9 protein-coding genes are annotated in these 11967 nt (G+C 33.4%); 8 read left to right on the top strand and 1 reads right to left on the bottom strand.

Annotated features, from left to right (window positions below):
• Nucleotides 1-2 precede the first annotated feature (2 nt).
• A complete protein-coding gene (gene queG / locus IQ05_RS02665; RefSeq protein WP_167496924.1) occupies nt 3-923 on the top strand; it encodes a tRNA epoxyqueuosine(34) reductase QueG in 921 nt (306 codons plus the stop codon).
• Here the strand turns inward: queG and IQ05_RS02660 are convergent.
• A complete protein-coding gene (locus IQ05_RS02660) occupies nt 920-1954 on the bottom strand; it encodes a LacI family DNA-binding transcriptional regulator (RefSeq protein ID WP_144889561.1) in 1035 nt (344 codons plus the stop codon). The genes queG and IQ05_RS02660 overlap by 4 nt on opposite strands.
• A 159-nt stretch (nt 1955-2113) precedes the next feature.
• On the opposite strand from IQ05_RS02660, the gene IQ05_RS02655 reads away from it, so the two are divergent.
• From IQ05_RS02655 to ruvA, 7 genes are all read left to right on the top strand, one after another.
• Nucleotides 2114-4738, top strand: coding sequence for a TonB-dependent receptor domain-containing protein (locus tag IQ05_RS02655; protein ID WP_144889559.1), 2625 nt, complete (start codon nt 2114-2116; stop codon nt 4736-4738).
• Nucleotides 4739-4829: 91 nt separating this feature from the next.
• Nucleotides 4830-6206 carry an MFS transporter gene (locus IQ05_RS02650; protein WP_144889558.1) on the top strand — a complete coding sequence of 459 codons (1377 nt, stop codon included), beginning with the start codon at nt 4830-4832 and terminating at the stop codon, nt 6204-6206.
• The gene (locus IQ05_RS02645; protein ID WP_144889556.1) at nt 6206-7381 is read left to right on the top strand and encodes a glucosidase family protein; all 1176 of its coding nucleotides are present in this window, start codon (nt 6206-6208) and stop codon (nt 7379-7381) included. Before IQ05_RS02650 ends, IQ05_RS02645 begins: the two co-directional genes overlap by 1 nt.
• Before the next feature lie 4 nt (nt 7382-7385).
• Nucleotides 7386-8321: a carbohydrate kinase family protein gene (locus tag IQ05_RS02640; protein WP_144889554.1), complete on the top strand. Its 936-nt coding sequence runs from the start codon at nt 7386-7388 to the stop codon at nt 8319-8321.
• Between the two features lie 86 nt (nt 8322-8407).
• Entirely contained in the window at nt 8408-8833 is a 426-nt protein-coding gene (locus tag IQ05_RS02635) for a CBS domain-containing protein (RefSeq protein WP_144889552.1), read from the top strand.
• A gap of 154 nt (nt 8834-8987) precedes the next feature.
• Nucleotides 8988-11276, top strand: coding sequence for an NADP-dependent malic enzyme (locus IQ05_RS02630; RefSeq protein WP_144889550.1), 2289 nt, complete (start codon nt 8988-8990; stop codon nt 11274-11276).
• A 94-nt stretch (nt 11277-11370) separates the two neighbouring features.
• A complete protein-coding gene (ruvA, locus tag IQ05_RS02625; RefSeq protein WP_144889548.1) occupies nt 11371-11952 on the top strand; it encodes a Holliday junction branch migration protein RuvA in 582 nt (193 codons plus the stop codon).
• Nucleotides 11953-11967: the final 15 nt, after the last annotated feature.

The following is an 11967-nucleotide window of genomic DNA, read 5'->3' as shown; positions in this document are numbered from 1 at the left end:
TTATTCAAACTAGATCGAATTATACAAATTTTATTAAGGACGAGGCTTCTAGGCTTGGTTTCATGTCCTGCGGTATTTCTAAAGCTGAGTTTCTAGAGACAGAAGCTCCACGTCTAGAAAAATGGCTAAATTTAAACCATCATGGAAAGATGGCTTACATGGAAAATAATTTTGATAAAAGATTAGATCCTACTCTTCTTGTTGAAGATTCAAAAAGTGTTGTCTCATTATTGCTTAACTATTATCCTAGTGAATTTCAAAACCAAGAGAGTTTTAAAATTTCGAAATATGCCTATGGTATTGATTACCATGACGTCATAAAAGGAAAATTGAGAGAGCTTATTCATTCGATTCAAACTAATATTGGTGCCGTTTCTGGACGTGCTTTTGTAGATTCAGCTCCTGTTTTAGATAAGGCTTGGGCAGCTAAAAGTGGCTTAGGTTGGATAGGAAAAAACAGTAACCTATTGACTAAAAAAGTAGGTTCCTTTTATTTCATTGCCGAGTTAATAATAGATTTAGAATTAGAGTATGATTCGCCCACTACAGATCATTGTGGTGCCTGCACTGCATGTATTGATAGTTGTCCCACTAATGCTATTGTAGCTCCTTATGTAGTTGATGGAAGTAAATGTATATCCTATTTTACAATTGAATTAAAAGAGAATATCCCGACGGAGTTTAAAGGAATGTTTAATGACTGGGCTTTTGGTTGTGATGTGTGTCAAGACGTTTGTCCTTGGAATAAATTTTCAAAGCCACATAGTGAACCTCTTTTTAATCCAAATCCAGATGTATTGGCGATGTCTAAAAAAGATTGGATAGAAATTACAGAAGAAACATTTAAAGTTGTTTTCAAAAATTCTCCTATTAAACGTACAAAGTTTGAAGGAATAAAAAGAAATATTGATTTTTTATATTAGATATTATTTTTTTTAAAAGTAGACTCTCTTGCAATAACTTTTGTTTCGAGTTCAATAGTTCTAGGCGAAAAAGGAATTTCTTTTTTGTGGCAATTCATTTCTTCTAATAATAATTTAAAAGATGTTACTCCCATTTCATGGCTAGGTTGATCAACAGTACTAAGTTTAGGAGTTAGTACCTGAGACATAAACCAATTACTAAACCCAATTACGGCAACTTGTTCTGGAATTTTTATTCCTATATCATTAAAATAAGAAAGTACTCCTACAGCTACAAGATCTGTAATGGCAAATATTCCATCAACATCAGGATGGTCAGCCATAATTTGTTTTGCGAAATCTATTCCTTCTTGAAAAGTTACTTTTTCACAAGTATACACTAAAGAAGGATCAAAGGGGATGTTGTTTATTTCTAATGCTTTTTTATAACCAATAAAACGGTCAATGGCATTTTGAGGATTTAAAGGCCCTCTTATATGTGCAATTTTTCGGTATCCGTTGTCTATTAAATGTTGAACCGCATTTCTGGCTGCAATTTGATCATTAATAACAACCTTAGAACTGTGTATCAATTTTGCAATTTTGTCAAATTGTACAAACGGTATCTTACGTGCTATAATTTCCATAAGATGGCTGTCATCGTTTGATTCATTTGAGAGTGAGATTATTATTCCATCAACTCTTTTGTTTATAAGTAAAGCAACTTGTTTTTTTTCTAATTCTAATGATTCATTTGACTGCAGAATGATGACTAGATAGCCATTTTTTTCAGCTTCAGCAACAATCCCGTTTATGACATTTGAAAAGAAATGATGAACAATTTCCGGAATTATTAAGCCAATGGTTTTTGATTCTTTTGTTCTTAGATTGACAGCAAAAGAATTTGGACTGTAGTTAAGTTCTTTTGCTAATGAAATAACCGCTTCTTTTGTCTTTAAACTAACGTCTGGATAGTCTTTTAATGCCTTAGAAACAGTGGTGATGGATATGCCCAATTTTTCTGCAATTTCTTTAAGAGTAGCTTCTTTCATTAAACAAATATGGTGAAATATTTTTTTATATCAAATCGAAAACGTTTTCGGTAATTCGAAAACGTTTTCGTTTGTGTGATTCGTTATTTTGTTTCTTTATAATTATACATTTGATAATTAAACCAACTAAAATTTATTAACTAAATTTATTTTAAAACCATGAAAAAGTCTATTTTATTCATCAGGCAAATAGGGGTTCTTGTAGCATTACTACTATTTAATCTTTCTTTTGCGCAAAATTCGACCGTTACAGGAGTTGTTTCGGATGTTAATGGAGCACCAATACCAGGTGTTAATATTTTAATTAAAGATTCCTCAAAGTCAGTTGTTACAGATATCGATGGAAAATATAATTTTTCAAATCTTAAAAATGGAACTTTTGATTTTATTGCTTCATACATTGGATATAAAAATGTTATGTTTAAAATAGAAGTAAATGGTAATGTGATTAAGAATATAACTTTAACCGAAGATAATAATGTGCTTGATGATGTTATTATTACAGGTGTAGTTAATCCTAGAACAAAAATTAAATCTAGTGTTTCTATTACTTCGATAAATACAAAAGAAATAGAGCAGTCTGCACCAAGATCTACTGCTGAGATTTTTAGAACAATTCCAGGAATACGTTCAGAGTCATCCGGAGGAGAAGGAAATTCTAATATATCAGTTCGTGGTGTACCAATATCGTCTGGAGGTTCTAAATATTTGCAAATTCAAGAAGACGGTCTTCCGGTATTATTATTTGGAGATATTGCTTTTGCAACGGCTGATATCTTTACAAGATTTGATGGTAATGTGGCAAGAATAGAGGCTATTCGTGGAGGTTCAGCTTCAACATTATCTTCTAATTCTCCTGGAGGAATTATCAATTTCATTAGTAAAACTGGGAAAACTGAAGGAGGAACTATGAGTACTACTTTTGGACTAGATTATGAAAATTTCAGAACAGATATTGATTACGGGGCTAAAATAGGTGATGGGTTATATTTTCATGTAGGTGGTTTTTATAGAACAGGTGAAGGCGTTAGAAAAACAGGATTTAATAGCAATAATGGTGGTCAAGTAAAATTCAATATTACAAAAGAGTTTGAAAAAGGATCAGTAACAGTTTATGCTAAATTTTTAAATGATAGAGCAGTAGCATATATGCCAATGCCTGTTCAGGTTTCTGGAACAAATGCAAATCCAAAGTGGACGAGCGTAGATGGCTATGATGCTACAAGAGGTGCCATGCAATCTATTTATTTAAATCATAATGTAGGACTTGGGACAGAAGGAAATGTAAGAAGAGAAAAAGTTGCAAATGGAATGCACCCTATTTCAAAATCCATAGGTGCAAATGCTACTTTTGATTTAGATAATAATTGGAAAGTTTCAGATAATTTACGTTACTCTGCCAACAGTGGTGGCTTTATATCTCCTTTTCCTGCTGAATTAGGAACGGCCTCAGCTATTGCAAATTCTTTTGGTGCAGGTTCTACGCTAAGTTATGCAAATGATGGGACAGTTTTTAATACTCCAAATGGATTAGTTGCTAGAGTTCATATGTTTGACACACAGTTGAACGACATGAGTAATTTTATGAATGATTTGAGATTGACAAAGAAAATAGATAACTTAGGTGTCACTTTTGGATTTTTCAAATCGATGCAAAATGTTTCAATGTCTTGGTTATGGAACTCTTACTTACAAGAAGTATCAGACAATAATCCGCGTTTAATTAATGTAAAGGATGTTAACGGAAATCTATTATCTGAAAACGGACTCTATGCTTATGGAACTCCTGCTTGGGGTAATTTAGCCAGAAATTACGATACGCAGTATAACGTATCTGCACCTTACGTAAATGTTTCATTTGATTTATCTAAAAACCTATCTTTTGAAGGTGGGGTGAGATATGATAACGGAAAAGTTACAGGTTCTTTTACAGGCGGGACAGCAACAAGTTACGATATCAATAATGACGGAATATTATCAGCACCGGAGAACAATGTCTTTGCTGTGAATACTGCAAATGATACACCAGTTAATTATACTTACGACTATTTTTCATACACGTTAGGAGGGAACTATTTGTTAAATGCGAAACAATCATTATTTGCTAGAGTTAGTAGAGGAGCATCTGCAAAGGCTGATAGAATTTTATTTAATGGCTTGGATTATTTAGATGGAGATAAAATCAACGCTTTGGATTTTTTAATGCAATCAGAAATTGGATACAAACAAAAATTTAATAAAGGATATGTTTATGCAACAGCTTTTAGTTCTAAAACTGATGAGCAAGCAGGTTATGAGGCTGGTGCAAATGTGATTAGACAAAATAATTACAAATCTTTAGGTTTAGAATTAGAGTCAGCATATGATTTATCAGACAATTTGAACCTTAGAGGGTCAATGACGTATACTAAAGCAGAAATAACATCAGGTGCAGATAAAGGAAATGAGCCAAGAAGACAGCCTAAATTGATGTATGGTGTAATGCCAACGTTTAAATTTATGGATAAGAAAAATACTTTAGGTCTAAGTTTTATTGGTCAGACTAAAGCTTTTGCTCAAGACTCAAATCAACTTGTAATGAATGGTTTTGTAATTGTAAATGGTTTTGTAGAAGTTGGTTTGACAAAAGGTTTATCAGTGAATCTATCTGGTAATAACATTTTTAACTCGTTAGCAATTACGGAGTCAGAAGAAGGAAGTATAACTGAGAATACAGTAAACTATGTAAGAGCAAGGTCATTGACTGGAAGATCAATTTCTATGGCTTTGTCATATAGATTTTAATGAAATGTTTCATGATTAATTAGTGATTAGACAATTCCTATATTTTTCAATGTAGGAGTTGTTTTTTTTAATTTAAAAAAAGAATAGGAGCATGTTTAAAAAGGTAAAACTTAATTTTTGGCAAATATGGAACATGAATTTTGGGTTCTTTGGAATTCAATTCAGTTTCGGGTTGCAACAAAGTAACATGAGTGCAATTTATAAATATCTAGGAGCTGACGAAGGCAGTTTACCGATGTTATGGCTTGCTGGTCCTATTACCGGTTTGATAATTCAGCCTATTGTTGGAGCGATTAGTGACGGCACGTGGTCACCAAAATTTGGTCGTCGAAAACCATTTTTCCTTATTGGAGCCTTACTATCTAGTTTGGCATTATTAGTTATGCCTTTTTCTAATTCTATTTTTATGGCAGCAAGTTTGCTGTGGATTTTAGATGCTGCAAATAATTTGGCCATGGAGCCATATCGTGCCTTTGTAGCTGATAAATTAGATCAAAAACAACAATCATTAGGTTTTTTGATGCAAAGTTTCTTTACAGGATTAGGTATAACATTGGCTAATTTTACCCCTGCTATTTTAGTAGCTTTTGGAATTCTAGCAATTACGGATAAATTATCAAATGGAATTCCAACGTATACTTATTGGGCTTTTTTCATTGGAGCATTTGCCTCCATTACATCGGTTCTGATTTCAGTTTTTACAACAAAAGAATATCCGCCTACTGACGAGGAGTTAGCATTGATTATTGAGAAGAAAAAACAAAATATTTTTAATACGGTTTTAGTAGACATTGTAAAGGCTTTCAAAACAATGCCCTTAACTATGAAACAATTAATACCGGTGAAATTCTTTACTTGGTACGCCATGTTTTGTTACTGGCAATACATCACATCCACACTTTCAATATCTATTTATAATACTACAGATAAGGCATCACAAGGGTTTTCTCAAGCCCAATTGTTGACTGGCAGTTTAAATGGGACCTATAATATCATTTGTTTTATGGTTGCTTTTTTACTGGTTCCTTTAGCACTTAAAATCGGGGCAAAAGGAGTTCATTTTTTCGCTTTATTATTAGGCGGAATAGGTTTATTGAGCATTCCATTTTTAAACAATGTAGATGTTCTATTTGTAATGCACAATCCGTTTGGAGAAAACGTAGCCGTAACAACCATTTTTTTATACTCATTTGGTTTAGGAATTTCTTGGGCTTCTATGATGGCTATGCCTTATCAGCTTTTGGCTGGTTCTATTCCAACAGATAAAACGGGAATCTATATGGGGATTTTCAATATGTTTATAGTAATACCAATGACGATTCAAGTCTTGACCATGCAATACTTTGTGTATGATTTATTAGGAAGGAATCCATTAAATGTGATTAAACTAGCAGGTGTCTTTTTAATTTTAGGTGCAATTTTCACTCTTTTTATAACTGTTAAAAACCGAAAAGAAGCTATAGTATAATGGAAAATATAGATTATAAAAAAGCAATTGAACTATTACATAATGCTTCTTCTAAAGAAGGATTTTTAGCAAGTGCTCAAAACATTTCAAATTACAAAAGAGTTTGGGCTAGAGATGGAGTTATTTGTGGTTTAGCAGCATTAGCCTCTGCCGATGAAAAATTGATTGAGACTTTGGCTGATACATTAGAAACATTAGCGAAAAATCAGCATTATAACGGTGCAATTCCTTCAAATGTAATGATAGATGGAGATGTTGTAGAAGTGAGCTATGGAGGTTTAGCAGGTAGGGTTGACGCAGTGACATGGTTTATTATTGGTGTTTGTCAATACGCTTTTTATAAAAAGGACGAGGCATTTATTCAAAAATATGAGAGTAATATTCAAAAGTGTTTACAGCTTTTAGAAGCTTGGGAATTTAATAATAAACATTTGCTTTATGTGCCTCTTTCTGGTAATTGGGCTGATGAATACATTACAGATGGATATGTGCTTTATGATCAATTATTGAGAGTATGGGCTCTAAAAAGTTATAATTATTTTAGTAAAAGTGATTTGGTAGCAAGTAAAATTGAACAAATAACGCAACAGATAGTAATTAATTTTTGTCCTGATTCATTAGGAGAGAAATACCATGAAAGAGCATACAAGGAAGCTAACATTCAAGATTTCATGCCTTGTTCGTTTTCGCCAGCAGGTTATAAAATGCAGTTTGATGCTTTTGCTAATTCCCTAGTGTTACTCTTAAAGATTGGAACAACAGCACTTCAAGAAGATGTAGTGTCGTATTCATTAGGCTTGAAAAACAAAATGCCATTAAAGTTACTGCCTGCTTTCTGGCCGCCAATAAAAGAGAATGACCCTGACTGGAACTTGCTGAAAAATAATTATAAATACGAATTTAGGAACTTTCCAAACGAATTTCATAATGGTGGAAGTTGGTCTATGGTTAATGGTTTTTATGGACTCGCCTTATTATCTTCTTCAAAAAAAGAAGAAGCTATAGAAATACTTCAAGCTATAAATGCTATTAATAAAATTGATAATTATAGTTTTTACGAAAATTTCAATAGTAAAACCCAATTGCCTAATGGGGTTTTGTATTGCACATGGAGCGCAGCTGCAACCGTAATGTTGCATCAAAGTATTTACAGTGATTTTAAATATTTAGTTTAAAAAAATGAAAAAATCTATTGATATAATTTGTATTGGGGAAGTTGTTATTGATTTTATAGGTCATCAAATTGACACTTCAATAAATAGAACTAAAGATTTCCATCGATTTTTAGGTGGATCCCCTACAAATGTTGCTGTTAATGCAACAAGATTAGGCTTGAAATCAGCTTTAGTAGCCACTTGTGGTCAAGATGGATTAGGAGAGTATATCGTTCGTAAATTGAAGGCTAATAATGTCATTACTTCCTACGTTAAAAAAATTGATGATAAGCCAACTTCGGTAATATTTGTTTCTAAATCTACGGGAACCCCCGATTTTATTCCTTTTAGAGAAGCTGACTCTCAAATTGACCCAAGCCAGATTACAGATGATTTACTTGAAAGTGCTAAAATTTTTCATACAACTTGTTTCGCATTAAGTAAAGAACCTGCTCGCACCACCATTCTTGAAAGCGCTAAAAGAGCAAAGCAATTGGGATTGAAAACAAGTATCGATATTAATTTTTCGGAACGAATTTGGAAGGATAGAGAGGAAGCTAAATCGGTGTTGAAAGAGTATTTAGCTACGGATCCATTAGTAAAACTAAGTGAAGATGATTGCTACAGGCTATTTTCAGAAGCAAAAACCGAAGATTTTATTTTTGAATATTTTCATAACCTAGGTGCTTCAACCATTTGTTTGACAAAAGGAAAAGAAGGAGTAGTTTTATCAGACAAAGAGTTTGGACTTTTTCATCAAGAATCAATTCCAGTTATAGAGATAAAAGATGCCACGGGTGCTGGTGATGCATTTTGGACAGGCTTTTTATATGCGCAACTTTTGAATAAAAATTTTAATGATACTATTACGATAGCTCAAAAACTTGCAGTTCTGAAATTGCAAAATGTCGGTAGACTTCCTATTAATATTGATATTGGTTCATTTATAGAATTAGATTAGCTAATTGCGCAAAGATATTCTTATTGCAATTTATATCCTTTTATGTTTATTTTTTATAACTTTATCATTCACTAAATGAATTGATTATGACAGTAAACCAAATTTTAAGCACAAAGGGGAAAGAAGTATTCTCTATACTATCAACCCATACAGTCTACGAAGCTCTGACCATTATGAGTGAAAAAAACATTGGAGCCATCCTCATTATTGAAGATACAGAACTAAAAGGAGTTTTATCAGAGCGGGATTATGCAAGGAAAATTGTTTTAAAAGCTAAATCCTCAAAGAAAACATTAGTTCATGAAATTATGGAGACAAATGTGGTGACCGTAAAACCAACAGATAATTTGGATTTTTGTATGGAATTAATGAGTACAAAAAGAGTGCGTCACCTGCCCGTTTTAGAGAATGATATTGTAATAGGAATTATATCCATAAGTGATGTTGTAAAAGCAATAATAGAGTTGCAAAAAGATACTATTCAACATTTAAACACTTATATTACACAGTAAATTAATATTTTATAATAAAGAAATAGCTGCATTTATATGCGGCTATTTTTGTTTCTAAGTTAATAAATTAGCCCAAAATTGGAAAAGAATAGTATAAAAGCTGACTTTTTAAACCAAGTCTTCTATCTTTGTGATCTAGAATAAAAGCAAAAAAATGGATAAAAATAACAAAAGAAGAGAAGCATTATTATACCACGCAAAGCCTACTCCGGGGAAAATTCAAGTTGTTCCAACAAAAAAATATGCCACACAAAGAGATTTGTCACTAGCATATTCTCCAGGAGTTGCTGAGCCATGTTTAGAAATTGCAAAAGATATCAATAACGTTTACAAATATACTGCCAAAGGAAATCTAGTAGCCGTAATTACAAACGGTACTGCTGTTTTGGGTTTAGGGGATATAGGTCCCGAAGCCTCAAAACCAGTAATGGAAGGAAAAGGTTTGTTGTTTAAAATTTTTGCAGATATTGATGTATTTGACATTGAAATAGGAACGAAAGATATAGAAGAATTCATCCAAACGGTTAAGAATATTGCTCCTACTTTTGGAGGAATCAATCTTGAGGATATCAAAGCGCCAGAGTCTTTTGAAATAGAAAGACGTTTGGTAGAGGAGCTGAATATTCCTGTAATGCATGATGATCAACATGGTACGGCTATCATCTCATCAGCTGCATTGTTGAACGCGCTTGAACTTGCTGACAAGAAAGCCGAAGATGTAAAAATGGTGGTTTCAGGAGCAGGATCGGCGGCACTTGCTTGTGCTGATCTATATGTTTTATTGGGCGTTAAAGTTGAGAATATTTTCATGTTCAACAGCAAAGGTTTGTTGACAAGTGACAACCCGAGTTTGTCTGAACTGCAATTAAAATATGCAAAAAACATTCCTTCAATGTCTCTTGCCGAGGCTTTAGTAGGTGCTGATATTTTTCTAGGGTTGTCTACTGGCGGACTAATGTCACCAGAGATGTTGCTTGCAATGGCTGATAATCCTATCGTGTTTGCAATGGCAAATCCGGATCCAGAAATTGATTATAATGTAGCAATTGCAACCCGTAAAGATGTGATTATGGCCACGGGAAGATCAGATTTTCCTAACCAAGTTAATAACGTTTTAGGGTTTCCTTACATTTTTAGAGGTGCTTTAGATGTACGTGCTACCAAAATTAATGAGGCTATGAAAATGGCTGCTGTCAAAGCACTTGCTTTATTGACTAAGGAGTCTGTTCCGGAACAAGTGAATGTGGCTTATGGAGCTACAAAACTTAATTTTGGTAGAGATTACATCATTCCAAAACCTTTTGATCCAAGATTGATATCTATTGTTGCACCGGCTGTAGCCAAAGCAGCTATGGAGTCTGGCGTAGCATTAAACCCAATTACAGATTGGAAAAAATACGAAGAAGAATTGAATGATCGTTTGGGTAACGATAACAAAATGGTTCGTTTGATTACCAATAGAGCCAAGATGGATCCGAAACGAATCGTTTTTGCCGAAGCAGATCATCTTGATGTTTTAAAAGCAGCTCAAATAGTACACGAAGAAGGTATTGGTTTCCCAATTTTACTAGGAAACAAAGAAATTATATTGGAACTCAAAGAAGAAATAGGCTTTGATGCTGATGTGCCTATTATTGATCCAAAAATTAAAGAAGAAGAGGCGAGAAGAAATAAATTTGCCTTAACATACTGGTCTTCAAGACAGCGTCGTGGGATTTCACTTTTTGATGCACAAAAGCTCATGCGCGAAAGAAATTATTTTGCAGCTATGATGGTCAATGAAAATGAAGCCGATGCACTGGTAACAGGACATTCTAGAAGTTATCCATCCGTAGTGAAACCTATGTTACAACTGATTGATAAAGCAGCTGGCGCTTCAATAATTGCTACAACAAATATGATGATGACGGCTCGTGGGCCAATGTTTTTATCAGATACTGCAATAAACATCAACCCGTCAGCAGATGATTTAGCCAAAATTGCAATCATGACTGCTAAAACGGCTAAAATGTTTGGAGTTGAACCAGTAATAGCTATGGTGTCGTTTTCTAATTTTGGATCTTCATCAAATGAGAATGCTTCAAAAGTTCGTGAAGCTGTAGCCTTTTTGCATAAAAATTATCCGGACATGATCATTGACGGAGAAATTCAAGCCGACTTTGCTTTAAACCCTGAAATGTTAAAAGAGAAGTTTCCATTCTCTAAATTAGCTGGTAAAAAAGTAAATACTTTGGTTTTCCCAAATCTAGAATCGGCAAATATTACGTATAAACTATTGAAAGAACTTAACAAGGTAGATTCCATAGGACCGATCATGTTAGGAATGGGTAAGCCAGTGCACATCTTTCAATTAGGTGCAAGTGTTGAGGAAATGGTAAATATGGCAGCAATTGCAGTGATTGACGCTCAAGAAAAAGCCATTAAGAAAGCCAAACAAGTTTAATTTAATGCATTGTAAACAAATTGTATCGTAATTTTTTATCAGAAATTTATGCGTGTACAAATTTTGTTATATTTGGAACTATTTTATATACATCATGATAGCACACTTACAAGGGAAACTCGTAGAAAAATCGCCAACACATATTGTTATTGATTGTGGGGGCATAGGCTACCATATAAATATTTCCTTACATACATATTCATTATTACCCAATACCGATTTTATAAAAGTATATACGCATCTTCAAATTAAAGAAGATGCGCATACACTTTTTGGGTTTATTGAAAAATCTGAAAGAGAAATTTTCAGACTCTTATTATCTGTTTCAGGTATTGGCGCAAGCATTGCTAGAACAATGTTGTCCTCACTTGATCCAAAACAAATTACAAATGCAATAGGATCTGCAGATGTAGTAACTATTCAATCTATTAAGGGAATTGGTAGTAAAACAGCACAGAGGGTGATACTTGACCTCAAAGAAAAAGTATTAAAACTTTATGATTTAGACGAAGTTTCTATGTCTCAAAGCAATACAAATAGAGATGAAGCGTTATCAGCATTGGAAGTATTAGGTTTTGTACGAAAAAGTTCAGAAAAAGTTATCGAAAAAATCGTCAAAGAAAATCCAGATGCTACCGTTGAATCTATTATCAAACAAGCTTTAAAAAACCTCTAAAAGGGATTTAAGAAA

This window comes from Flavobacterium tiangeerense, assembly GCF_007830355.1.
GTDB lineage: Bacteria > Bacteroidota > Bacteroidia > Flavobacteriales > Flavobacteriaceae > Flavobacterium > Flavobacterium tiangeerense.
Note: the sequence above shows the minus strand (reverse complement) of the source record. Positions and strands in the feature narration are given on the sequence as shown.

Excerpts from the sequence above, each read along its gene's own strand:
- IQ05_RS02660 (WP_144889561.1), bottom strand. The coding sequence starts at position 1,954 with ATGAAAGAAGCTACTCTTAAAGAAATTGCAGAAAAATTGGGCATATCC.
- IQ05_RS02655 (WP_144889559.1), top strand. The coding sequence starts at position 2,114 with ATGAAAAAGTCTATTTTATTCATCAGGCAAATAGGGGTTCTTGTAGCA.
- IQ05_RS02650 (WP_144889558.1), top strand. The coding sequence starts at position 4,830 with ATGTTTAAAAAGGTAAAACTTAATTTTTGGCAAATATGGAACATGAAT.
- IQ05_RS02645 (WP_144889556.1), top strand. The coding sequence starts at position 6,206 with ATGGAAAATATAGATTATAAAAAAGCAATTGAACTATTACATAATGCT.
- IQ05_RS02640 (WP_144889554.1), top strand. The coding sequence starts at position 7,386 with ATGAAAAAATCTATTGATATAATTTGTATTGGGGAAGTTGTTATTGAT.
- IQ05_RS02635 (WP_144889552.1), top strand. The coding sequence starts at position 8,408 with ATGACAGTAAACCAAATTTTAAGCACAAAGGGGAAAGAAGTATTCTCT.
- IQ05_RS02630 (WP_144889550.1), top strand. The coding sequence starts at position 8,988 with ATGGATAAAAATAACAAAAGAAGAGAAGCATTATTATACCACGCAAAG.
- ruvA (WP_144889548.1), top strand. The coding sequence starts at position 11,371 with ATGATAGCACACTTACAAGGGAAACTCGTAGAAAAATCGCCAACACAT.